We start from the raw sequence: 25,938 nt of genomic DNA, 5'->3' as shown, positions 1-25,938 counted from the left end.
TTAAAAATATTACACAGGCAGTAAATCGTGAATACATTGACGATAAGAAACGTAATATTTGACGTTGGCAATGTCATTGTACGTTGGTCACCATCTGAAATAACCAGCCTTACTTTCGGATCCGATAAAACTGATGAAGGTTTTACCAAAGCAATATTCTCTAGCGAAACATGGCTAAATTTAAATAAGGGCTTTCTATCAGAGGAACAAGCAAAGAATGAATTTAAAAATGAACTTAAAATCAGTACAGAGCAGACCAACAAACTTTTTTATTATGTCAAGGCCACTCAAATAGAGATTTTTGGCACTATTGAGTTAATCAATAAGATCAAGCTATCAGGTTATAAAGTATACGCTCTGACGGACAATACACAGGGAATTGTCGATTATCTGAAAACGACCTATAACTTCTGGGATGAGTTTGATGGCTCAGTCGTTTCTGCAGATGTAGGACTATTGAAACCTGATTCTGGTATTTATCAGTCGTTACTTTCAAAGTATGCACTTCTGGCTTCAGAATCCGTATTCATTGATGACATGCCACTTAATGTTAAAGGTGCCAGAACGGTAGGCATGTCATCCATCCAGTTTGAAGATGCCAGTCAATGTGAGCAAGCTTTAATGGCTCTGGGCTTATCCTTGTCCTGACCACCTGCTCACACATTCAGTTCAACCCTATCAGACTACTTCTACACCTTTGGTCTATTTATCGGCTTTCACACTTAAAGAAAATAAAGTTAGGCGTTGTCGATAACTTTTTGTAGCTATCAGGACAGAGAGTCTTCATTCGTTCTGATGGCTTGCCTTCTGATAGCAATGTCACACACAGCCCTGAAGCTGCCAGGCTCTCAAACCATTCGGTTAATGAACGACGATAGAAGCTTACTTCAACGGGGTGGCCGATCGTATCCCACTCTTCCTGGATCAACTCGCGTTTAAAGTAATTACCGGAGGGAGACACTTCAAAGTCCACTACGGGATGATGGGTAGAAAAGATGAAAACCCCTCCTTTCTTAAGCAAGCGTTTCACATCACGGAACAACACACTGACATCTTCAATGTAATGTACCGTTAAAGGACAAATGATGACGTCATAACTGGCATTTTGTTCTTCTGGCAAACCTTGAGAGAGATCCTGAGCATAAGCCCTGACGCCTTCACCGAACTTTTCCCGAACAATATCAACCATAGCCTGTGACGCATCCACTGCAGTCACAGTTGCACCTTGCTCAATCAGGTACTCAGCATAAACGCCGGGCCCACAACCAAGATCCAGAACTTGTTTTCCTGCCAGCTCTGGCAACATGGCAATCAGAGAAGGGCGCTCAAGGTTGCCATTGTAGATATTGTCAGCAATAGCCTGTTCATAATCTTTGGCATACTGCTCATACATTTTGCTCATCCTGACACCCTCTCTGAATACTTTGCATTGTTTGATAAGAGAGTATCAGGAAAACAAATCCCGACCATTCGAATAAACACTGTCAAAACATGTCATCAACCTAATGGCTGCAAGTTGTCTCAACACTCAGTTATCCACAGCAGGAAACCGTTTGCTTCAGCCTGGGCTTGGGAGCACAGCAGGAAGAAGCCGACCCGGATGTTTTCGGCTCTGGAGCACAGCAAGATGTACCGCTTGATGCACTGCTTGAGTTGCATACACCGGTTTCCGGTAAAACCAGTTCAACTCTACGTGCGGCGTCCTTATCACCCGCCAGCTCAGCAGCAATAGATCGTACCTGCTCATAGCCCGTCAGCATCAGGAAAGTAGGTGCACGACCATAGGCTTTCATGCCAACAATAAAGAAGTTCTTGTCATGATGGCTCAGCTCATCAACACCGTGCGGTTTTACTGTCCCGCAGGAATGAAGGTTTGGGTCAATCAATGGCGCCAGAGCACTGGGAGCTTCCACAATATGATCAATATCAAGACGCAGTTCCCTCAGCATGTTCAGATCAGGACGGAATCCTGTAGTCACAACAATGCGATCCACTTCAGTGAAGCTTTCAACACCGTCATTTTCATACTGAACAGTAAGACCTGTGTTGGATTGTACAATGCGCTTTATCCTGATCTGGGTGATTAACTCCAGAGAGCCGCTGTCTATAGCTTTTTTGGCAGCAAGACCCAACTCGCCACGAGCAGGCAGCTCATCGTTAATACCGCCACCCAGCAGTTTCTCGATATTGTTCTTACGAAGTCCCCAGGTAATCCGGGTTTTACTGCTGGATTTCTGCAGTTTCATCAGGTCCAGAGCTACATTAATAGCTGAGTGTCCAGCCCCCAGAACAAGCGTTCTTTTCCCTTCATAAGAAGCACGCTCCCTGTTCAGAACATCGGGAATGCCATAGGCGACAGCATCCTGGTTTTCGACTTCACCGGGAACCGGTAAACCATCCAGACCCATCGGATTAGGGTTTGACCAGGTTCCTGAGGCATCAATAACAGCATCAGCCTGGATAATATGGGCTTCACCCTCAGCATTTCTGTAGTGGACTGTAAAAAGCGCTTTATCCCGATCCGTCGACGTATGTTTACTGTGGCTGTCTTTGGAAACAGCCAGAACTTCTGCGCCAAAAGTGATAACGGACTTAAGTTCTGGTGTTGAAGCAGCCGGTATCAGATACTCATCAACAATTTCCTGAGCGGTGGGAAGGCGCTCTTGTTCAGGAAGAGTCCAGCCACTCTTTTCCAGGAGAGCAACTACCGCTTTATCCACCACATATTTCCAAGGCGTAAAAACCTGAACGTGCCCCCAGAACTGCATGGCATTGCCTGCCGAGGCACCTTTCTCCAGCACCAGAGGCTTCTGACCTTTCTCCAACAAATGAGCAGCGGCGGCCATACCTACAGGCCCAGCTCCGATAACGACGACTTGATTGACTTTATTCATACTTCACACCTGACTTTAACTGAAGACTTTTACCGATTTATAAGCTGTGATGCTTTAACACTCACAGCGATTGCCAGAAGTTTGGCAAGTCTTTGCTTCGGTCTCGCAGCAACCCGTTTCAACGCAGCACTCATCCAGGTTATGGGCGTTACATTCTCCCTTTTGTTGACAGCGGCCCAGGAAAGTCTCTTCTGACAGATAAAAGCCTGTGAACTTTTCAATAAAGTCTTCAGACACTGTTTTTTCAGCCAAACCGGTGGCCAGCAAATTCTTCTGCCAAACTTTGGTTTTTGGATAGAACGCCAGAAAGTCGTAACCGGTGTTTTCCTGAATAATATGAGCGCGATGCAACACTGGCAGCCAAGCCAGATCCACCATGCTCAATGTGTCGCTGTTAAAGAATTTATATTCTCCCAGCACTTTCTCTACCTTGGCAAAGGCAGAAGCCAGTTTTTCTGTTCGCTCAACCAGAGTGGGAGCGTCCTTACTTCTCTGGGCAGAACACTGAACCAGATACTGCTTGCTGCCCAGGTAACTCCAGGCACGATTCAGAGCTTTCTGCTCTGCATCCAGATCAGGCTGAAGAGCGGGATAGGCTTCTTCCAGATACTCAGCAATGGCATCGGATTCAAACAGGGCAGTGCCATTTTCAGTAACCAGAACGGGTACCTGGCCGTTTGGGGAAATATCGAGGAACCACTGGGGTTTATCACTCAGGCTGATGTATTCGATGTCATAAGGAATGCCCTTGGTTTCCAGCATTCCGGTAATACGTTGTACAAAGGGGCAGATTTTAAAACTGATGACTTTCAACATGGTCGATACCTCGTGTCTGCAACAACCGGTCAGTCCGGCTTTAATGTTTCGTTGCTTATAAAGACGCGAGTTATGAAAAAAAGACGCAAAAAATGTTTATTTTTTTTCGCAACCACCACAGCCGGGCTTTTTAGGTTGGAAGTCCGTAACGCCACCACGGCTGACTTCAATGTCGCAGCAGTCAGTAAAACTCTGTTTCAATTGAACTCGGCCACGCTGTATACGGCTCTTGGCTCCTGACAATGACAGCCCCAACTTATCGGCCACCTGCTGCTGACTCATACCTTCCAATTCCGCCATTTGCAGTGGCAAACGGTATTTTTCTGGAAGCTCCTTGATTAATGGGTCAAGACAGCGAGCCAGATCCTGATGCGCCTGATTGGGCTGATTCATATCCGGTTCTTCGAGAAATTCTGTTAATTCTGCGACGGGCTTCAGCTTACGATAATGATCCATGATCGCATTGTGAGCAATTCGGTACAGCCACGCCCCCATACTGCTTTCATCTTTCAACGTATGTCCCTGGGTATGGGCCTTGATGTAAACATCCTGAAGAATATCTTCAGCCGTTGAAGGATCACCCACCTCTTTGTTGATGAACCCCATCAACCGGGCTTTGTGCTCCTGCCAGTGATTTAGCATGACTTTGTACTCCTGATCTTGTAATACCCTTTCTGCCATAAAATCATCTGTGACTCTCTCTTCAATTTCTTCCAGGAAGAAGGCGTTCCATGAGGGTTTTACAGGAGACAGAATGCGATCCTGTCCTCTGACTAAGACGTTAACTTCCTTAACTTCATCAGGAAAGTTTGCGTCCTCAGGTAGCAGAACCAACTGACCTTGATCAAGAATGACTGTACCTCTTGCCATAATTTGTCCCTCAAGCGCTGCTCTGAGAAATCAAAGCTCTTTCCCAATAGATAGCAGATGTTTTGGGACATACTCCAAAATGTGTTGTATCAAAATATTGAACATAATGTTTATTTAAAACAATGCTCAGCATATCTGGCCAGCCCCGAAGTGACCGAACCATCAAAATCGCCATTGGCAATAGGAATATCGGGCAACACCTCCGCTACAGCGGCTCTCAGAATAGGAGAACGAGCTGCGCCACCGGTGATATAGACAGAGTCAGGTTTAACGCCTGCTTGAACAATAGAATCCTGAATCAGAGAGGTAATACCTCTTAACGGCGTAGCAATAGCCTCTTCCATCTGGGCTGCATCAACGGGAATATCCAGCAGCTCAGTTTTTAAATCAATTTGAGCGTTGTAAGCAGGCTGCTCACCCAAAGCTATTTTAGTGTTTTCAGCTTCCTGGATGATGCGATAGCCCAGAGTATCCTGATAGACACGAAGCAGTCTGCCGACTTTTTCAGGCGATTCAGCTCTGGCAACGGTTTGCTTCAAGTCACTTAAATTATTGAAAGCATAAAAACGTCTTTGTGCTTCTACATCTTTGATTGCAATGGGATCCCAGAAGTTTTCGGTAGGAATCGGACGACCCGTCTGACTGTTCGTATCCTTACCAAATTCCGACATAAAGCGCTTGAAAGCAATCGCCATATCCAGATCATTCCCCCCGATGAATCGCCCTGAATGAGCGATCATGGAGTCTGTTCGGTCTTCCTTTTCAAACCAGCTCGGCCCCATTTTCAGCATGGAGCAATCGGTTGTACCGCCACCAATATCCACCACCAGCACGGTCTGGTCACGGGTCAGCGTAGATTCATACTCCAACCCTGCCGCTACCGGCTCATATTGAAACTCAATGTCTTTGAAGCCAGCCCTGCTGGCAGCACGGTGAAGAATGCCCTGAGCCTGCCGATTCGACTTCTCGCCACCCCGATTATGGAAGTTTACGGGTCTGCCTATCACAACCTGGCTCAAGTCTTTTTGTAGAACCTGCTCAGTCTGGCGCTTCACATTGACCATCATGGCGCACACCAGATCTTCAAAGATGGCCAACTGAATTTCACGCAACCCCAACAACCCCAAAAAGGATTTGGGCGATTTCACATAATAGACCTCAGTAGGATCTTCCAGATACAAGTCAGTGGCCTGATGCCCAAATCGAACATCATCTGCATGCAGCTGAATACCTTCACTTCGGTTGGTATTGATTGAACTACGTAATAAAGCTTCTCCCTCTTTACCTGCTGGCGAAATCCCCATAAAGCGGTATAGAAACTCAGAAACAGACTCCCGGTTAGGTGCACTCAAGGTAGATGGGATATAACGATCATCGCCCACCAGCGATATCGGCTGAACATTACCCTCAACCATGTGTGCAACGGAGCAGTTTGCTGTGCCGTAGTCAAAACCTAAAGCCATGTAGCCTCTCAATGAAACAATACGAGTAGAAAGCGAAAGAAATATTTTTTAGGGTAATTTACAAGGTGCAAAATGAGCTGACAGGTTTTCGATGATCCTTTTTATCAGGTAACTGTCATCGAAGAAGCAATGTTAAACGTTTTACCTATAGACAGGTCAACACGGAGACAAAAAATATTTTTAATTCCGGGATTCAAATTCCAGCTTTGACGCTTAGTTCTCTGCCGTCTATTTTTTCATCATTCTCTTCATTCCTTTAACCCCTCCCGAAAAGGCATAGCCATGCAATTCGGTTTCGCTCCTGTTATACATTGGATCAGAATCTTCCCTCCCAGATTAAAGCCTTGGAAAGGCAGCATGCCAATTTCTGAACAACAATATGGAGACTGACCAATGCGTTGGACAGTTGTGTTGATCCTTACTTTTTTTACAGCCGTTTCCCAGTCTGATATGACTGACTACCCCCCTATTAAAGAAATCAAGATTGATCCCAAAAAATCGGTTTTAAGCCTGCCCATTACTATGGGAGATAAGACCTACAGGTTTGCACTGGATATGGATTACTCAGATATCTATGTGGGCCGGATAGTGATTGATGATGAAATCAAAGATCAGACAGGCCTGCTCAGGTATTCTCCCGACAGCTCAGCAACACACTATGTCCCTGACCTAAGGTTTGGGAGTCATCAACTGGCGAACGACTATAAAATCTACAGTATGTCCAATGCATTGTTGAAGCAGTATCCTGTGGATCAGTTTGATGGTGTTCTGGGCAGACGCTTCATTGGAGATTTTATCTGGCGTTTTACAGCCAATAGCGTTGCTGTTTATGAAAAGAAGTACAGTGATTCGAGAGACTCTGGCTCCTTTGTGCCCCTATTCCAAGAGACTGCACACTATCGCGTAGAGGAAGGACATAATGTAGAGCTCACAAGAGTCATCATTTCTGCTTGTTTATTGGGGATAGGTGATCCGCTGCGAGTCTATCCATCCTTCTCTCTCAGAAATCAATGGTCATCCGTTATTGGTATTAATGACAAGTTGCTTGAAGAAAGGTTTGCTGCAGAGCCCCCCTCTCTTTCTATAAGTTCTCTTCAATCCGCTTGTGGAATAAATGATAAGTCATTGCAACAGATTTACCCTCTCTGCCAGAAGATGCCCTATCCGAACAGTCCTCCTTTTAAATGGATGCAGAAAGATAAGGTGACTGTATTGGCGGAAAATATCTCTGTAATTCATCAGCCCGAAAATGAACTTCTCGTAGGTTGTCCATCACTGAGCGTGGGCCTTCCTCTACTGGCAAAGAAATATGGCACTATTATCCTAAACGGATTGTCTTATCTGCATTTTGAGCATTACAGTGCTGAAAAACGGTTGCAGCCTTATTAAAAAAAACCGGTGTATGAGCTTATACATACACCGGACTCTTAAGCAGGAATCATCTGTGATTTTCAAAGCATTACATATACATCTGGGCTATGGCGTGAACTGCAATGTTAGCTGCGCCGTAGTCAAAACCTAGATCCATGTAGCCTCGCAACGAAGAGTGTTAAGCAAGAAATTCAGTACCGTTTTTGCAGACGGATTTACAACAGAGAACGTGAGTTAACGAGGTATCGGTCAACATTTTTATCAGAAGAAGAATTATCCGAAATCCCTGCATTGGCTGACAATACCGGTTTTCTTTTACCCTGATAGTGCCTGATACGGTCTATTTACCCGGTGAAAGCAGGAATGATAAGCGCTTCACTTGTAGACAGGCCAACACCCCTATAAAGATAGATATTAACTGCAGGCCATTCACAAAACCTTGTAGATCAGGGCGGCATGTTTACGTTTCTCCACACCAAACTCTTCCCAACAGATGATCGTCTTCCGGTTCATATTCTCGAACAGGCTTATAGCAGGCTGTTCTACCAAGAAGTCTTCGGTGTAGATCATCCTTTTTACAATTCAATTAGACTGAATATTGGCTAAATTGTACGACACAGCCTATGTAAGCACAGTTCTTTCAAGTCTTTAAATGAGGACCGAGATAGGCTACATAAATGATTTTTTCTTTTGAATCAGGGTAAAAATGCAGGCGATATCCATCTGCAAGTTTGGCATGATTTTGGCAGTTTACCTTTTCCCCTGTTGGTAACCAGAACTCACGCTCTTTCCTCTTTGATGGATCGTCATTTACTGAAGAAGACTCTCCGCTAACCTCAACAGAAAGACCACATGATATGAGGTGCTCATGCTGGTAATCAGTAAATTCACCAGATTTCCAGAGACAAGCAAAATCGTTGAAACATATCAATAAATCTCTGGCCTTCTGAAGAATGTCTGCACGATGTCGCCAGTTTTTCAGTTGAGAACCCAGCTCATCAAGAAAAACAAGTTCACTAAAATATTCTTTTCGCTTACTCCAAAGCTCCTTGCCTGTCGTTAACTGGGCCGCCCTACAGCTATCAAGAGTTTCTTTATGGTAATCAAGGGATGCTGTTGAAAAAATGTTATCAAGTTCTGCAATAGACTCAGAAAAATCTTCACCATTGTCATCCAGATCAAGAACCCAAACGCTGATCTTGTTTTTTCTCCATTCGTCAGAGCTTGGAAGGCTGACCAAAAACGAGTTGTAGAAAAAACAGGCAAGTAATGCTGATCCCCCCTTCAGTTCACCTTCCAGACCAACTTCACGACTATAACCAATCTCGCTTAAATCGGCTTCCGTAAGCAAAGGCTGCCTTGTTTGCAGACTTCGAAAAGCGCGTACAACCTCTTTCAGGCTACTGTCATTCCGAGCTTCCTCATACCAGTTTCTCCAGGCATAATCTGGGGCCAACTGCACCTGAAACCAGTTTGGATCCATGCTTTCATCAAGTAGCATCAGGTTATAGCCATAACCCCTGCAACGTAGCGCCACCTGGATAAACTCTGGTATTGCTGCCCTGGCACTAGATTGACTGTCAAACGGTAAAGAATGGTGGTTAAAAACCAACACCTGGCTCATACAGCACCTTATTTATAGAAGCTTTTCCAACTGCTTATCCCACTCATCAAAGAAGCCAATTGGCCACTCATCAATACGGCCCTGATCATCAATCTTTGGCTTTCGAATGTGCGATGCGTGCTCACTCCCCTCATTTTCTCGTTCAAGGAAAAATAGGCTCACCGTTTCTTTTGGGGCAAGGCCTTCTTTGATGGCAACACGGACACCGTTCAGGAAGTGGTCTGAATGAGATTCTACTATTAGCTGAATACCTGATTGTGCAGCCAGCGTACATAATCGCCCCATGACTGCCTGACCTGCAGGATGCAAATGAGACTCTGGGTTTTCAATAATCAGCAAATCACCAAGCCTGGCTCGTAAAATACTGGTAACCACCGGAAGTACGTAGCTCAAACCAAAGCCTACGTTCTGGGGTTTAAACTCATTGGTTGTCTCATTTCCCTGTACAAATGCAAAGCTCAGAGTAGCGGAGTTGTATTGTGGTAAAGCTTCAGTCTTTACCTTGAGACCAGGTGCAATTTCAGACATCCAGGCATCAATGTTGGCCAGCAAATCATTAGAACCGGCAGAGGGGTGAATCAAGGCTTTATTTTCAAGAGGCTGGTCAGCATGATCAGCGATGTAATGAACTGTATACTCCCCCTGGTTGCCCAGTGAGTTCAACTCATTGATGTGGAATTCAGAGAGTTCATGGTGACTTTTTGGAGAAATCCTGTCAGCACTAAGGTATTGGAAATTTTGATTGAAAAGGCTTAACTCTTCAGGCTTAGATACTGACACCTGACTTTGTACGGGTAGCAAGTCAGACTTCGCTGCATAATCAAACACAAAAGCTGCTGCATCTTCCCGTTCCGACCATTTCACTGTGAAATATATGGCTTCTTCTTCACTCTCTTGGGAGAGAACATCCCGCCCTGTTCCGAGAGACGCATAATCGCCCTTAAGCAATAATCCTTTAGAAAAGAGAACATTCCTTTCATAGGACTGCCGCAATAGCAGCAGTGTTTGTATGAGAGAGGATTTTCCCATACCGTTTAGACCAGAAAAGATGTTCAGATGAGATAACGGAAATCCACCGGTCAACAGTGTTTTAAAGTTTTTGACATGCAAATATTCAAGCATCAATGGTCTCCCTCAAAACCCGATCAAGCAAGTTTTTTACTCGATCATGCCGTACCCTCACATTCTCAACTTTCTGGGTGCTGTAAGTTATAGCATTGAAGAACTCTGTATCATTTTTAAGCAATTCGCGATTACGGGCTTTAACCACATCCTTGCTGGACTCCAGAATGGCAAACTCCTCAGGCTCATATCGTCCGAGACAAACAGACCACACCTCAAACAGAGTGCTGCTTTTTCGCTTCTGTCTTTGAGAACCATCAAGAATTTTCAAAAAAGCATCATCATCCAGCAACCGGTTACAGCGCTCAATTGCAGTGTCAAACAAGCACTTCATGGCGGCCAACTCTGCATCAGCTTTCTGTTTGATCTCTTCCAGCATGTCATCCAGAAAGGCTGTGATGTTCTTTTTACTGGTTTGGAAATCGTGTTGAAAAAAAGCAAAGAATCTTAGCACATGCTCCTGGTCACTCATGCGGCGGGACTGGTCACCCATGGTCATAATGAGATACTGGTTTTCTGCACATTTTTTCAGAAAATCCCGCTCTCTTGGCTTAGCCATTGCGTGACGTATTTCCTGATTATTCAGAGTCAGCCCACCTGTATTAATACGTTGAAAGATACTGTACTTCACTTCTGTAGGGGTAGTTGGTCTGATTTGGTAGGTCGTAACCTGACACTCTTTCAAGCGCCTCTTATAAACCCGAGGCAATTCATCATAGGTTTTACCTTTGAGTTCCTTTGAAAGGAACTCAAGCCCATGCAGCCTTAGCGGCCTCTCCTTATCTATAACAAATCTGCGTATAGCTGAAAGACGCTGTAGCCCATCAACAACCAACCATTTATCTTCATCGCTGGCATCAAAATAAAACGCAGGTAGAGGCAGCCTGATTAATATTGATTCAATCAGACGGCTCATTTTGTTAGGAGACCAAAGATCAGCCCGGCGCTGAAAGTCTGTATTTAACTCAATCTCACCATGCTCCATACGCTCAATCAAGCTATCCATAGATACAGGGGAGACTGCAATATCAATCTTGCTGGGATTGAATGGCTGCATCTGATCATCGGGGTTAGAATCACTCTCCTCGCCCTCAGATTCAAACTGTTCCTCCTCCAGCTCAATAACATTTTCATCATCCTGAGTGACTGACATTTCTGTCTCCTGAATATCCTTGGTGAGAGCTATTACTACATGCTCTCATAGTTTGACCCCATGGAAAATTTACTATTTGAACCAAAAGCAATCTGGTCATTTTAGCCTTCCACAACCTGCAAATCCAAAGCCTGCTGCACTAGCTCCATCACATAGGGCAACTCAGATGCCTCCGACAGTTTCACTTCAACATCACCATTCCCCCAACGGCCAAGATTACTGATATCTTTGCACAGCCCTAGTGGATCATGAATATCTTCAAATTTCATATTCAATGAGAGGCGCAATGCTGATGCCTGGGGCACAACGTCCACGAAATTAGTATCAAACTTAAAAGCAACGTAAAGCTTCAAGTAATCTACCCGAATGCTCTCATCCAGTGCTAATACCTGCGTACGGAACTTCTGGAACAGTTCTTTCATTGAACCTTTGGCGATATGTGGATGATCAGTCAGAGTATATTCAGACTTTTTGAGTTCAGGCAGGATATACCCGAGTAATACATCTATAGGTACTTCAGGCAAGGTCCACACTTCTACCATCAGATCACTTAACTGTTCGCTGCGTTCGAGAATTTCTTGCTCGTTCCAGTGATCTTTCTGCGCCAAGCTACGGTTTAGTTTCAGAGGGCTTTGGGCAAAGCCTCCTTCCATATCCCGCTTTTCAGCAAAAGGTCGGTCACTCAGCTCTGGGTTGTAGCCCGTTAGGGTGAGGTTACCGAGGGTGTGTAGATAGGTTTCCTGCACCTGTTTCCAGCTCTCGCCCAGTTCCGCCTGCCACTCTTCAGGAAGATTAGGGTTCTGGGGCATGACGTGCTCGATGGCGTAGTCTTCAACCAACACCCGCTCTTTTCGCCCGTGATTTTCCAGCCTACGCAGCCAGTAGGATTTGTTGCGCATGTTGTACATATCTTTAGTCAGCAGACAGCGTTTGAACTCCTCATCCTTGGGCATTCGCCGGTAGCTACTGAGATTAAGAAAAGCGGCCTTAAAACTCTCCAGATATCTACTCTTATCCAAACCCTTACTGAAACGGGCAAAGGTTTTGTTCATGGAGTTGGTGGGTATACCACAGACAAACCGGCGAAACGCATAACTCTCCATAATTCGCACACATTCCACAAATTCATTCTGCTCCAGAATGTTGTGAGCGTAATCGTTGTACAGCTCTAGCACCAGAGGATACGCAACATCTACCTTGTAACTGTTCAGATCCTTGAAAGCACCCAGCAATTTGGGCTCTGTTTCCAGTTCGCGCACAAACGCTACGTAGTAGCTAGCATGGCGGCGAACATCGGCCACCAGCTCTTCAATGTCATCACCAGAGCTGGTCATATATACCTTAAAGGCTTCATATACATCACCAATTCGGGGAGGATTACCAGTCTTAACCGTAAGAAAGTCCCGCATAAACTGATTAAACAGCCGGCCATATTCCCCATGACCAAAGTCCCGCTCCATGGGATACCAATACTCGTTGTAGAGCTCACCCTGCTGCTTGGGCTCCAGCCCCATCAGTACATAGTTGCGAATAAGGTCGGCCTGGCTCAGCGCCAGACCTGTCGAGTTCAGGCTCTCAAAGATTAGTTGGGGGTTGTCCCGCTCTCGATCCAATGAGATATCCACAATCAGCAGCTTTTGCAGACCTTTGTAGAGGGTTGTTAGCAGTGCGTTGTCGGCATTTCTCAGTTGATTGGCAAAATAAGCGTAGTTCTGATCAACCCGCAGAGTGGATTCAGTTTCTGCCTCACCTTTGCCATTCACAATATAGCGCAAAGCATCGTTATCACTCTTGGTCAGCACTAGCTTATAGTACAGGTCAGTGCCTTCTTCGTTATCGTTGCAAAGATAGTAATTTTTCAGTTTCTTGGCGTTGGTGCCTTCTACAACAATCCCACCGGACTCTGCCATACGCTGGTGAATTTCCTGTGAAAGTGCGGCGATCAGTAGTGTGGTGGTTGTCAGGCGCTGCTGCCCATCGATCACCAGCAACTGGGGCACATCGCTATGGCTGTATAGCCCACTCTCTACATAGACGACAGAGCCAATAAAATGCCCTTCCATATCCTGGCTACCCGCTCGTTCAATATCTTTCCACAACTGTTCACACTGATTGTGAGTCCAACTGTACTGACGTTGATAGATGGGAATAATAAATTGAGCTGATTTTTGTAGAAATTTAAATAGCAGGGTTTCTGTTGCTTTCATGGGCAATCCTTTACTGCAAGAAGGGCAGACAGGAATGAATATTACTTGCTGGAAGGTGAGTCGGATAGTCCTATTGTTTGTAGCTTTGAAGCTGAAGGCCTCTGCAACCAAAAAGTTGCTTCATCCTTTCATGCTATCCGATTTTTGCTAGATGCGATTACTCTACAGTCACCGACTTAGCCAAATTACGAGGCTGATCGACGACAGTCCCCTCGATGATCGCTATGAAATAGGACAGTAACTGCAGAGGCACGGTGTAGAGGATAGGAACAACAACTTCCGGAGCAGCTTCTACCCACAATACCTTAATAGCGTCGTCTGATACCAGACTTGCCTGGCGATCGGCAAAAACAAACATCTGATCATCTCTGGCCCGAACTTCTTCCATATTAGATTTCATTTTTCCAGTGCGCAGATGATGCTGTGAGGCTGCTCTAGCAGCCTGTCGGACTTGAACCCATAAACGCAGTTCAAGTAATTTCAGACTCTGACTATTCCGGAGAGAACTTATAAAACCCTCTCCGGCGCATTACATTTTCAACTTGTCCTTATGATTTTTCTCACTCTTGGCCTCAGATCAGCCCAATAGTGCCACAGATAAGTCGCCAACAAGACCAGTTCCAACCACTGCTCTTCATTCACTTGTTTCAGGCTGAACATCCACCTCAAGTTATACGCAAGACAAACCAGCGACCACTCTTTTGTCACATTGTCCAACCCTCGCACCATGAAACGCCGATACCCCATGGCTTCTTTCTGTATCCCAAAGGTCGGTTCTATCGTATGTTTTCGCTGGCTGTAAATCGCCCGTCCTTCTCGTGTTTGCAGACGCCACTGCATCCACTCCACCGTACTGGCACTACCATCTGGTTCTGGATCATCCGGTTGAAAACGCTTCAGCAATGGCAAGTTATGAGCTTCTCTGCTAATCGCAATGTAAGGCGTCAGTCCTGCTTTATCCACAGCATGAACATTGGCTTTGCTGAAATAGCCTGAATCTCCCAGAAGACCCGCCGCCTTACCCAGTACCGGCTCCAATATTTTCAGCTGAGCCAGTGTAGGAACCACTTCTTTTTTGTCGTTAGCTGACTGAGAGACATGGCGGGKGATGATCAAGCCGCTTTCGTTATCGACAGTGCCCTGAGCATTGTAAGCTTGTTCGAAGGCTCCGCCCGGTGCTGGCATGATTCGGGAATCCGGATCAGTCAAACTCACCTGATCTTTATCCCGTGCTCCCGGTTCTCGCGGGCGTGGTGCCTTGCCTGCATTGTTACGGGCTTTACGGCGCTCAACCTTTTCTTCGTACTCGGCCTTTTCCKGCTGGTATCGCTCTTCAGCCCGMCGTTCTATTTCTTCTTTTGCTTTACTGATAACGGCCAGTCGGTCTTCTCTCCGCTTGAGTTCATCAGGTATCGMCAGCCCTTCGGGCAGCTCATTTTTATCCGCTTGCTCTGACATGACCAGAMGTTCTGCAACTTCCTGTTTCAACTGTTTCTCCAGCTTGCAAGCGKGTTTATAACTCAAMGCCTTACTCTTGTTGGCMTTAGCCTTGATTTTGGKACCGTCCAGGCTCACATTGCCCAGCTTCAACCAACCCGCCTCTTGAGCAATCATTAAGATCTGGACAAACAACGCCTCAATGTGCTGACGGAAGCGCTGGCGAAACGCGTTGATACTGTCGTGATCCGGATGCTGGTTGGCACAGATATAACGGAAAGCAATGGAGTCATGAGTCGCCATCTCCAACTTGCGGCTGGAAAAGACACCGGYTGCATAGCCATAAAACAGTAGTGAAACCATCATGGCAGGATGCCAGCCTTTTGATCCTGTGCCTCGATAAGAATTGATCAGTGGAGACAGGTCGAGCTGGTCAACAACATCCACCACAAAGCGAGCCATATGACCTTCTGGAAGATAATCCTGGATGCTGGCAGGGAAAAGGTCGGGAGTGTTTCGGTCGACCGGTTTGAACTTCCACTTATTCATAGTGCTTTGAGTGTTACTGGTACTGGAATCAGGATTTTACCTGTTTTGCTGGTTAAGTCCGACAGGCTCCTAGGAGGCAGTCTATTTTCGGTMAGCCTTCTAGCTCCGTATTCAGCTTATGGGCATGCTGGCAGCTAGCCTTTTTGCGTATGTAAAATCCATAATAGTCGAATTGGAAATTCAGTTTAGTCTTTACTAGAATCCAAAATAGTCGTAATTAAAATCTATTTTGGTCGAATATATGCCCTATATAACCAGAGCTATCGAGAGGTATCTTCAGGAATGCCTAGCCGATACACCGGTAGTGGTCATTACCGGCCCCAGGCAGTCCGGAAAAACTACTATTACCCGACATCTTCTGGAGCTGCCTGGACTAAAAGAGACGGGCTCATATCTCACATTGGATGACGAGAATATTCTCTCTATTGCTCGTAATGATCCTATTGGTTTACTGCGTCAGCAATCCCGCCCGATCATTATTGATGAAGTACAGCGGGCTCCTGAACTGATTCGTACTATCAAACTGTTAGTGGATGAAGATCGCCAACCTGGTTCTTTTATCCTGACCGGCTCAGCCGACCTTATGACGCTGCCCACACTGGCGGACTCTCTCGCCGGTCGTGCCGAGTTTGTGACCCTGTATCCGTTCAGTCAGCCAGAACTGAAACAGCTGTCTTTTAACAAAGGCCAAAGCGATATTATTCAACAGCTACTATCTCCGAATTTTGTTCCGAAGACCTCAAGCTCTCTTGATTATGATGAGGTGATCTCGGCGATTGTCTGTGGCGGCTATCCAGAAGTTCAACAACGCTCAGCTGGACGAAGAGCTCGCTGGTACCGTTCCTATACGGATGCCATTATCCGGCGGGACATAAATGAAGTATTTCAATTGCAAAAACTGGATGAAATGGCTCAGTTGTTGAAGCTGTTAGCAGCCATTTCGTCAGATGCTCTGAATTACTCCAACCTTGGAAAGGCCGTGCAGATGGATAGTAAATCAGTTCAGAAGTATGTTTCGGCATTGGAAAATTTATATCTGGTAAAGCGGATTCCGGGCTGGCATCGCAATGAGCTGAAACGAGCGATCAAGCAGGCCAAAGTTCATTTTGTCGACACAGGGCTGCTATGTGTCCTGCGAGGAATCAACGAAGCTTCGATTCAGGCAGATAGAAATCTGCTGGGGCCAATGATGGAAACCTGGGTTTGCTCAGAATTAATGAAAGCTATTGCTGTCAGTGAGGAGGATTGTCAGTTGTACCATTACCGTGACAAAGATAAGCGGGAAGTGGATTTTATTTTGTCCGGATATAATGGACAGGCAACGGGCATTGAAGTGAAAGCGGGTATGACGATTAAGAAGGAAATGTTTGCTGCTCTGGAAATGTTGATTAAAGCAGGGAGTATTCAGAGGGGGGTCATTGTTTATAACGGGGACAAGGTTTTGCCCTTCTCGGATAAATTAATCGCTGTGCCCGTCGGGTGTCTATTTTGTCCTTCAGGTAACTGATTTTCTCTGAAGATAGAATTACATTCTTACAAGAATAAAGCCATATCTGCCATGGTCTGCAGATATGGCTGGAGGTAAGAGAGTTAGGCTTTCGGGCAGGCCGCAAAATGCTGGTGATCCACGTCCATTAACCTTGGACGGTTTTCAGCACGCTGGCATCGTTGCTGTTCCGAAGCCTTTGTTAACTGAGCGAGCACAAAGACGTTAGTTAATATCTGTCTACTTGCCGGGGTCATTCTCTAATAAAAAACGGACTATAGTACGGTCAGACCATTCGGTTTCATCGTAATCCGGAGGCACAGGTATAGACTCAAAAACCGCTCTGTGCTTGTTGAAATTGCTATTGCCGGAATTGAGCAGTTCGGCAATGGTGTGATGGTCAATCCCTTTATTTGCAAGGCAATTAATCAGTTTAATAACTTCTGTGCACCATTCATCGTGCATGGTGACAAAGAGACTGACTTTATCCAGAGGCCTCAGCTTGAGAGCTTCCATTAATTCAGGTTTGTCAGGCATATCAATACCGATAAGTGAGACAAAACATCTGACGGTGGCTTCCTTTGGAGCAGCCAGCCGGTCCGGGTTAAGTTGATAAGTGTCCGCCAATGATGCCGTAACCTCCGGATGAGTTCTCATGAATCGCTGGATTGATATTGTAACGGCATCCACTTCTGCGGTTTTTGACTTTGATTTAGCGCCTGCTTTGGACTGAGTGATGAGCCTTACAACTTCATCTTTACAAAAGGCTAATACATCTTGTTCCAATCGATAGCCGGGAGGTAGCTTCAGACCTTTGTCCTTAATCAAAGTGACTACGTCCTCACTGGTCCATTCTATAGATGCATCACTTTCAAATGATTCCCCCTCACTGCATGCATCTTCTACCTCTTCGAGGTCCATTGGCTGGTTGTCTTGATCCTCAACCTCTGTCTCCTTAGTGACAGCTTTTGGAAGCTCCACTCTACAGGCCGCTTTAACTTCATTAGCTGCAGACCACTTACCAATGTTTTTCAGGTTGAGCTCATCAGCTATTTCATAGGGACTTTTGCCGTTTTTTATTTGCTCTGATAAAAACTGCTCCATGGCACTGTCATAATCTTTAGTGTCTGCAGTGCATACCATCAGAGTATCCAGAGGCGTCCATCTTGCAGTTAGCTCCGCTTCGTTTGTTCCAGAGAGTTTAATCAAGTGGTTAGCCAGGGCAATGATGGCAGGGTGCTTCTCTTTCAACTGAGGTTTGATACAAGGATCATGTTCCCAAACTCTGGCCAGACCATCACAAAGGTTCCTTCTGATACTCTCAAAACCACCTTTACGAAAAAGGTTCTCAAGCGTGGTTATCAGCGCTATCTCTCTCGCATGGATATATTGCGAGCTCTGGGGAGTATAGCAATCCAGGGCATCAAGGCAGTCCGGCTCTGTGTTCCCAGTCTTGAAATCAGGGAGGCAACGAATATAAGCCACTCGCCATGGTGAGGGGTTGAATTCAGGCCATAATTCATGGGGTAGCAGGAAAAGGGTATTGAGTTTTTCCCAGGGAATGTATTTAAAGGGATCCGTTTTTTTTTCCTCTTGTGCTTTATCCAGATAAACTTTTGTATAAGCAATAACTTTTTCTTTCTCACGAGCAATCAGTTCCTCTCTTCTGGCATCGTCTGTTTCGTTTCTGCATCTCCATGCTTCCAATTGTTGACGCTCTTCAATCAGAAAGTTCAGTTCTTTTCTTTTTTTCGCTTCTTGTCTTTTATCAGAAACCGACGGCTCTGAATCAATCTGTGTCTGGAATTGAGTAATCGATGCATCCAGCCAGCTAATGACATCATCAATACTCTCTGGCTTAGTTGCAGGCGGTGTAACAGAAGGCGTACGTGCGCGAATAAAACCGGCAAGATAATTCACTCCGTTATTATCCAGTTTGCCATTCTCACCCAGACAGTGACAAAGGTACGTTAGATACAAACGTTGTCGGAAACGCTCAACATTCCAGAATTCGCAAAGCCGCTGAATACAGCCCGGTGTCCATATTTTTGTGCCTGTAAATGGGTTTGTGAATTTCATATTCAGGGCATTGACCATCTGCGATGCGCTGAATTTCAAGCCCATCTTTGACGACATGGTTGCCCATATCCCATCAAGTTCTTCTCGTGCTGGCAATTTACTGGGTCTGACTTCAACTGTTGATGCATCATTTGAAAAGTAAGCATCAACAGGGACAGGGCTGATCACCGGCAGGAAGTATTCGTGAGGCCCCCAGAAAATCTGTTTTTTTCCCGGGTATTTAATTGCTCCGCCATAACGGAGTAACAACTCCTTTCCTTGAGGGATTTTTTTATTGGCGACAGCCACAACACAATAATCACCTTCTTTGGGTGGCTCACGAAGTGTTACAACGCCATCCTCTGTAACTGATTCGATCAAATCAGGGGTCAGGCAGGGCAGCATAATGGTGTTGGGAACCGTATTGGATGAATTAATACTGCTGATAGGCAAAGGGCTGTCAATCGCGTCAACACCTAACCAGACAGGCAGGTCCTGATCATCCTGATAAGTAACATGGGTACTGTATGCATGAAAAGACGGTGGACGACTGAGCATGGCTGGACTGTCAGTACAGCTATACCAGACCAGTTGTTTTTTCGGCTGTTCTTTATGGCGGGGTGATTCTGTTGGCTCAGACTCTGTGTCTCCATACCCGGAGCATTCCATTTCTTCATCGGTCATATATCGACAATGGATTGGACGACCTTCATAAATAGCCACCACCTGAGAGTCAGCGGCTTCCTCCCTTAGGTGAACGCCCTGATTATCAATTTTACTTTGACGCACTTCGAGCCGCTCAACCTGATGGCTGTTGATTGATCTGCGCACATCCGCTGAAGGCAAGGCAAGTACACCTCCCTTCTGCTTTAAGTCTGAAGGGAGAAAGTACAGACCGTTTCTTTCGACCAGATTGTGCGTCAAAAATGGGGTAGCCTCCGCTTTTTTAACCCGTTTGCTCGCAGAGGAGTCCTCCTGAACTTGTGCTTCAGAAAGTGAACGCTTTAAGCCCTGCGGTGAGGCTAAGCTGGATTCCCATTCCATCGGGTTTTTTGAGATTCCTTCCATAACTGCATTCCAATGTTTAACTGGGGATAATTCTTTGACAGGCTCTTAACTGATTAGTTTGATTCTGTCACAGGTTATGTGAGTAGATTTCCCTACTCTCTATTAAAAATTCAGCTCTTTTTTTTCTTAACCACTTTTTCTTTCAGGCTTGACGATTTGCGTTTCCTGGACCGTTCGGAATCCTCGGATGAGGTATCCGAAGTGACGTCAGAGGATGACAACAAAGAGCTGCCTGATAGGCCTGAAGGTCCAGGAGCGGAGCTGTCTTCCATGGCTTCTGGCTGGCCCAGCTTTCGCCAGTTGAAAGGCTCTTGATTTCGAGCGTACTCTTTTTGAAGAGCCCCACTTCTGGAAGCTATAGCGTAATGAATTGAAAAGTCTGCCCAACAGCCTGCCAGTTGGCTGAGTTTATCTTCAGGGTTCTCCCTGATCGCTTCTGCCAGAGTTTCCAGCCACTGTAAGGGCCAGAACTTTTCTCTGAAATGTTGACTCTTTTCACATTGGTTCTGTTCTGCTCTCCAGTCATAGATTCCTGTTCTTTCAGCTGAATTAAAAGGTGTGTGTTTAGCTTGTGTAGAGCCTGTTGGCCCAGAGACTTGTTGAAGGGCCTGCAACTTTTGACAGACTTCAGAGTGCGGTTTCACAATCCAGTGCTTCAAGCTCTCAACATCAAGAAAACTTTCCAGATACGCTGCCTGAGCCCAAACTTTGTCTACGCCCTGACTCTGAAGCTCTGTGGGCAGCTTTCCACTGCGTGCACGGTACTTTTTTTTGATTTCAGCCAGTACGCGCGCTTCTTCGGTGGGTAAAAAACCAGCTGGATCGCCCAGGTCTTCCATTCGGGTAATTTCAACGGGACTACCATCTCTTCGCTTTTTGACCGGGTACCCCAATGAAACAAAATACTGGGGAATACCCAACTTCTTTGCATTAGCAAAGACATCCTTCAGACTGCGTGGTACCTCTACAAGAGACGTAGCAGGGGGCCTAACCTCTGCACTACTGACGGATGCTTCTGGGTGTTGAACCTGAGCAAATTTGATCTGTTTCTTCTTAACAGCTGGCACCGCTTTAGACTTTTGTTCAAATGAAGTCGTGCTAACTGCCGCAGTGGCTTTCTGAAGCGCAGGTTTTTTGCTGACAGGTGATTCAACTGATTCAATAGAGGGAGGTGGACGTTTCACGGCTTTCTTTACGGGCAACGGAACTCTACTGAGTTTCTCCCGTAATTTGGCATTCTCTTTATACAGAGTTTGCATTTTATCTTTTTGAAGATCTAAATCAGCAGAAACAGCGATAGACTGGCGCACGGCATCACTTAAAGCTTCTTTCTGTTTCTCTTCCTCTTCCAGCCTTTCTTTTAACTGTTTTTCAAGTTCAGCTTCATAGCTGGCCTTCTGCTTGACCAGTTTGCTCTCGGCAGCCTCCAACAGTCCTCTCAGGTCTTCTTCCTGTTCCAGTTGAGATTGTAAATTAGAGACTAACTGTTGGTGGCCTGTCATTTCCTGCCGCATTGCTTCGTTTGCTAATTCTGTCTGTTTTTTTGCATTATCGAGCTGCTCTTGCAGTGATTTCAGGTCGGCACTCTGATCTGAAGCCTGCTGCTCCAGTTGGGTATTTTTTTCTAGAATTCTGGTTTTTTCTTCATGTTCTAACCGCAGAGATTCTTCCAGCTCTGAAACTTTTGAGGAAAGTGATTCATGAGAAGCACTATTCTGGCTTTCGAGTCTCCTGATTTCTGATGAGTGATCTTCACCTTGCTTATTATACTGACGTTGCAATTGCTCAAAATGACGTTCTGCGGCGCTCAGCCTACTTGCTAAATCCTCAACCTTTTGTTCCCATTGCTCCGATATGTTTTTTGTATCTTCAAGTGCTTTTTGAGCCAGGTCATTTAATCCCCTCAGGTGATTATTGGCCTCAAGGAGCTTAAGTTCACTGTCTTCCAGTTGTCCTCTCAACTCACCAACTTTGCTCTGCAATTCAGAAATTTGCCCCTGATATCGAAGACTTGTCTCCTGAGCAACCTGATCATATTCACCTGTTTTCTGGTCGAGAGCAGATTTTTGTGACTCAAATTTTCGTTCAAACTCAGCATTTAGCTCCTGCTTCTGACGTAATACCTCTTCTGCTTCGGCTCTGGCTGAATCACGATCACTTTCAACTTCAGCAACGGTACTCTGTAACTGCTGAATTTCGCGTTGAAGATCATCGGTTTTCTGAGACATTTCTTTTCTGAATTTTTCTGACTCTGAGACAATACTTACATGCTTTTCTTCAGCCTCAGAAACGGCTTTTTTAAGACGATCAATTTCAGTGTTAAGTTCAGATCTTGTGTCTTCCACTTGTTGTTTCAGTACTTCATTGTCTGCAGTGGCTTTTGCTAACTCGTTTTCTTTTTCAGTAACTTCTTTACGCACCTCTAATAATTTAGCCAACTGTCCCGCCTGCAGTTTCATATATTTGTCCTGAAGTTCTTTCTGACTCATACGAAGCTGAGAGAGTGATGTCTCCTTTTCCTTGATCTTTGTTCTCAATGTCTCCAATTCAGTGTCCTGTTCTTCAATAAAATGGGTCTTTGAATCTATTTGGGCCTTTGCTGAATTAAGGTTTCTTTTGGTTTCATCTATTTGATGTTGAAGATCCTGTTTTTCTGCGTCTGTTATCCTCTTCAGCTCACTATTCTCTTGATGAGCTTCGTTATAACAGCGGAAGTATTCAGCATTCTGACCTTGCAATTGAGCATTTTCGCTATACAGGCTCTGGTAATTAAGCTGAGCTTGGCTTAAGTCCATATTGGCTTGGTCCAGCTGTGATTGGAGTAATCCACACTGAGTATTTAATTGCTCAACTCTGTTTTTTTGAACCCTTAACTGATGATTTAAGCCTGCCAGATACTGCTCAAGGTTACCCCTCTGAGTTCTCCCTGTAGTTGACGATGGTCTTCCCATTAAACTCTGTTGAAAGGGGGCTCCAGGGTGGCTGTAACCACGACGACCCATTTGTGCTGCCGGTAAGTGTCTATTAAAAGGTACTAACGCAGAGCTGCTTGCTACTGGAAAGCCAGATGCTGGACGTGTTGATAAAAGAGGCAAGGAGCTTGCCACTGTTGTTGTCATTGTGGGCATTGCCATGGAAAAACTGGGGCTAATCATTGAAAAGGGAGGCAAAGGGCCCGTCATTGCAGGGAATGCACTGGCGGAAGGATTAACAGCCGGAAGGTCAGCCAGCACTGAGCTCAAATCTAGACCAAATAAAGGATCGGAAGGGTCAGAAGCCGTACTTGATCCAGGCATCATGGAAAGCTGGGAACTGCCTGATGTCATGGTGCTCAATCCCGTTGACAGGCTTGCCCCTCCCTGCTGCTGTTGTGGAGTGAGAAAAGGTCTTGTGGGGTAGCCGGGATGAGCAGTAGACCGATCACCAAGTGAGGTGAACATAGCTGGACTAGTGCTTGAACCTTCATCTAACAGACTGGCAAGGGTGTCTGTATGGCTAACTGATTGCAGCCCGGCCATCGGTACACTCTGAGATGCCGTGGTGGCAGAAGTCAGACTCCAGCGATCACCACCCTGATTCGGCTGGTTGCCAGACCCCGTGGGAAAAAAATCACTGTTATTGCCGGTTCCATCCATACTCATACTCTTTACTCATCCTAAGTAAACTTCTGTTGGAATAGACCGGGATGAGCCTTCAGAGTTCCCTGACTCGGTAAAATTGAACTCCTGGTGAGGGTTATTAAAATAATTCAGAGGTATGCAAGGCTGCATTTAATGGTAAAGACGAGCCATCCAGACAATCGGGTTGTCTGGATGGCTTGATTCATCAGGCTTTTGGACAAGCCGCAAAGTGCTGGTGACCCACGTCCATCAAACTTGGACGATTTTCAGCACAGCTGGCATCAGCTATTGGGCAGCGGGTTCTGAACACACAGCCGCTGGGTGGGCTGATGGGGGATGGCAGGTCGCCTTCCAGCAGTTCGATTTCCTTGGCTTTTTCCAGCTCCGGATCAGGAATGGGCACAGCTGACAGCAAAGCTTTGGTGTAGGGATGACGTGGGTCATCATACATAGGTTCTGCTTTGGCGGTTTCCACTTCGTTGCCCAGATACATCACCAGAACACGGTCGCTGATGTGTTTTACAACACTGAGATCGTGAGCAATAAAGATCAGGGACAGACCCATTTCTTTCTGCAGTTCTTTCAGCAGATTAACCACCTGAGCCTGAATGGATACGTCAAGTGCACTCACGGGCTCGTCACAGATAATCAGCTTGGGTTTGAGAATCAAGGCTCGGGCAATACCGATACGCTGACACTGACCACCGGAGAACTCGTGTGGGTAACGGTTGATCACGTTAGGCAGCAAACCTACCTTGGCCATCATGTCACGAACTTGTGAAAGAACTTCATCTTTCGACAGCTTCGGGTAATAGTTACGCAGAGGCTCGGCAATGATATCGCCAACAGTCATACGCGGGTTCAGAGAAGCCAAGGGATCCTGAAAAATCATCTGGATATCCTTGCGGATATCTTTCATGGCTTTTTCAGGCAAGCCGGCAATATTGCCGTCTTGCCAGAGGATTTCACCTTCAGTGGCTTTTACCAGACCAATGATAGAACGAGCCAGAGTAGACTTTCCGCAACCGGATTCACCCACTACACCCAGAGTTTCTCCTTCGTACAGATCAAAGCTGACACCGTCGACCGCTTTCAGTACCGGAGATTTTTCCCAGGGCCAGTTTTTGGCTTTATGAATCGGGAAGTGAACCTTTATACCCCTTACTTTTAACAGTGGTTGAAGGCTTTCTGTATTGGGCTGAGGGCTCATGCTGCATCCTCCTTCAAGCTGTCCGGTGTCCAGAAGCAGGCTTTTTGACGACCGTCACCAAAACTCTCCAGTGGCGGTGCTTCCTGTTGGCAACGTTGCATAACGTGAGGGCAACGTTCCTGGAATGGGCAGCCTTTTGGCAGGCTCAGCAGGTTGGGGGGATTGCCCGGAATAGTCGGCAGAATTTCACCTTCTGTATCCAGACGTGGAATCGCTTCGAGCAAGCCACGGGAATAAGGGTGACGAGGATCGTAAAAGACCTCGTTGGTAGTGCCGTATTCCATGGTACGACCAGCATACATGACCAGTACTTTGTCGCAGATACCGGCGACCACACCCAGGTCGTGGGTGATCATAATGATGGCAGTGTTGAACTCACTCTTCAGTTCATTCAACAGTTCCATGATCTGAGCCTGAACGGTTACGTCCAATGCGGTTGTGGGTTCGTCTGCAATCAGCAGTTTTGGACGGCACAGCAGAGCCATGGCAATCATTACTCGCTGACGCATACCACCAGAGAATTCATGGGGGTACATGTTCATGCGTTTACGGGCTTCGGGCATCTTGACCGCATCCAGCATCTTCACAGATTCTTCAAAGGCTTCTTTCTTGCTCATGCCTTTGTGCAATTGAAGGACTTCCATCAACTGAGGCCCAACTTTCATGTAGGGGTTCAGAGAAGTCATCGGGTCCTGAAAGATCATGGAGATCTGTTCTGCCCGTATCCGGTTCAGTTCAGCCTCGTTCAGACCCAGAATATCCTGACCCTGAAACTTTGCTGAACCTTCAATAATGCCGTTTTTGGCCAGCAGGCCCATCAGGGCAAAAGCAGTCTGGCTTTTGCCAGACCCGGACTCACCAACAAGACCCAGTGTTTCACCGGCCTTCAGGGAGAAGGTCATATTGTTTACTGCGGTGACATCCCCGTCGGGTGTCGTGAATCTAACCCGCAGGTTATCTACATCTAACAGATTCATTCCAGCCTCCGGG

Annotated in this window: 17 protein-coding genes and 1 pseudogene; 3 read left to right on the top strand and 15 right to left on the bottom strand. The window is 46.0% G+C overall.

The features are described 5' to 3' along the window. Nucleotides 1–27 precede the first annotated feature (27 nt). A complete protein-coding gene (locus WG89_RS07725) occupies nt 28–648 on the top strand; it encodes an HAD family hydrolase (protein ID WP_062263708.1) in 621 nt (206 codons plus the stop codon). Between the two features lie 58 nt (nt 649–706). Here WG89_RS07725 and WG89_RS07720 read toward each other — a convergent pair whose 3' ends face one another. From WG89_RS07720 to yegD, 5 genes are all read right to left on the bottom strand, one after another. After that, entirely contained in the window at nt 707–1,402 is a 696-nt protein-coding gene (locus WG89_RS07720; protein WP_062263706.1) for a class I SAM-dependent DNA methyltransferase, read from the bottom strand. A 130-nt stretch (nt 1,403–1,532) separates the two neighbouring features. Further along, a complete protein-coding gene (locus tag WG89_RS07715) occupies nt 1,533–2,894 on the bottom strand; it encodes an NAD(P)-binding domain-containing protein (protein ID WP_062263703.1) in 1,362 nt (453 codons plus the stop codon). A 54-nt stretch (nt 2,895–2,948) separates the two neighbouring features. Beyond that, a complete protein-coding gene (locus WG89_RS07710) occupies nt 2,949–3,710 on the bottom strand; it encodes a glutathione S-transferase family protein (RefSeq protein ID WP_062263700.1) in 762 nt (253 codons plus the stop codon). Nucleotides 3,711–3,806: 96 nt separating this feature from the next. Next, the gene (gene sigZ, locus WG89_RS07705) at nt 3,807–4,580 is read right to left on the bottom strand and encodes an RNA polymerase sigma factor SigZ (protein ID WP_245662884.1); all 774 of its coding nucleotides are present in this window, start codon (nt 4,578–4,580) and stop codon (nt 3,807–3,809) included. A gap of 110 nt (nt 4,581–4,690) precedes the next feature. Beyond that, nucleotides 4,691–6,043: a molecular chaperone gene (gene yegD, locus WG89_RS07700; RefSeq protein ID WP_062263697.1), complete on the bottom strand. Its 1,353-nt coding sequence runs from the start codon at nt 6,041–6,043 to the stop codon at nt 4,691–4,693. 393 nt (nt 6,044–6,436) lie between these two features. On the opposite strand from yegD, the gene WG89_RS07695 reads away from it, so the two are divergent. After that, nucleotides 6,437–7,432 (top strand): hypothetical protein, encoded by a 996-nt coding sequence (locus WG89_RS07695; RefSeq protein ID WP_062263694.1) that lies wholly within the window; start codon nt 6,437–6,439, stop codon nt 7,430–7,432. A gap of 622 nt (nt 7,433–8,054) precedes the next feature. Here WG89_RS07695 and WG89_RS07690 read toward each other — a convergent pair. The 6 genes and pseudogenes from WG89_RS07690 to WG89_RS07665 form a co-directional block, all read right to left on the bottom strand. Beyond that, a complete protein-coding gene (locus tag WG89_RS07690; protein WP_153301475.1) occupies nt 8,055–9,038 on the bottom strand; it encodes a hypothetical protein in 984 nt (327 codons plus the stop codon). A gap of 12 nt (nt 9,039–9,050) precedes the next feature. Continuing rightward, nucleotides 9,051–10,160: an AAA family ATPase gene (locus WG89_RS07685; protein WP_062263688.1), complete on the bottom strand. Its 1,110-nt coding sequence runs from the start codon at nt 10,158–10,160 to the stop codon at nt 9,051–9,053. Next, nucleotides 10,153–11,313, bottom strand: coding sequence for a DUF262 domain-containing protein (locus WG89_RS07680; RefSeq protein ID WP_062263686.1), 1,161 nt, complete (start codon nt 11,311–11,313; stop codon nt 10,153–10,155). Before WG89_RS07680 ends, WG89_RS07685 begins: the two co-directional genes overlap by 8 nt. A gap of 101 nt (nt 11,314–11,414) precedes the next feature. Then, complete coding sequence (locus tag WG89_RS07675) at nt 11,415–13,520, bottom strand: DUF262 and DUF1524 domain-containing protein (protein WP_062263682.1); 2,106 nt, start codon at nt 13,518–13,520, stop codon at nt 11,415–11,417. A 157-nt stretch (nt 13,521–13,677) separates the two neighbouring features. Next, nucleotides 13,678–13,920, bottom strand: coding sequence for a hypothetical protein (locus WG89_RS07670; RefSeq protein ID WP_062263679.1), 243 nt, complete (start codon nt 13,918–13,920; stop codon nt 13,678–13,680). A gap of 245 nt (nt 13,921–14,165) precedes the next feature. Further along, nucleotides 14,166–15,506, bottom strand: a pseudogene (locus WG89_RS07665) (IS1182 family transposase); the annotation flags it as partial. A gap of 241 nt (nt 15,507–15,747) precedes the next feature. On the opposite strand from WG89_RS07665, the gene WG89_RS07660 reads away from it, so the two are divergent. Continuing rightward, complete coding sequence (locus WG89_RS07660; protein ID WP_079253710.1) at nt 15,748–17,013, top strand: ATP-binding protein; 1,266 nt, start codon at nt 15,748–15,750, stop codon at nt 17,011–17,013. A 219-nt stretch (nt 17,014–17,232) separates the two neighbouring features. Here the strand turns inward: WG89_RS07660 and WG89_RS07655 are convergent, their stop codons facing one another. The 4 genes from WG89_RS07655 to oppD form a co-directional block, all read right to left on the bottom strand. Next, nucleotides 17,233–20,118, bottom strand: a complete 2,886-nt coding sequence (locus tag WG89_RS07655) for a hypothetical protein (RefSeq protein WP_062263672.1) — start codon at nt 20,116–20,118, stop codon at nt 17,233–17,235. 110 nt (nt 20,119–20,228) lie between these two features. Further along, nucleotides 20,229–23,759, bottom strand: a complete 3,531-nt coding sequence (locus WG89_RS07650) for a hypothetical protein (protein ID WP_062263669.1) — start codon at nt 23,757–23,759, stop codon at nt 20,229–20,231. Nucleotides 23,760–23,943: 184 nt separating this feature from the next. Further along, nucleotides 23,944–24,948, bottom strand: coding sequence for a murein tripeptide/oligopeptide ABC transporter ATP binding protein OppF (oppF, locus tag WG89_RS07645; protein ID WP_062263665.1), 1,005 nt, complete (start codon nt 24,946–24,948; stop codon nt 23,944–23,946). Then, nucleotides 24,945–25,925 (bottom strand): ABC transporter ATP-binding protein, encoded by a 981-nt coding sequence (gene oppD / locus WG89_RS07640; protein WP_062263663.1) that lies wholly within the window; start codon nt 25,923–25,925, stop codon nt 24,945–24,947. Before oppD ends, oppF begins: the two co-directional genes overlap by 4 nt. Between the last annotated feature and the right edge of the window lie 13 nt (nt 25,926–25,938).

The sequence above is a fragment of the Endozoicomonas arenosclerae genome (assembly GCF_001562015.1).
GTDB lineage: Bacteria > Pseudomonadota > Gammaproteobacteria > Pseudomonadales > Endozoicomonadaceae > Endozoicomonas_A > Endozoicomonas_A arenosclerae.
This window is presented reverse-complemented; position numbering and strand designations above follow the sequence as displayed.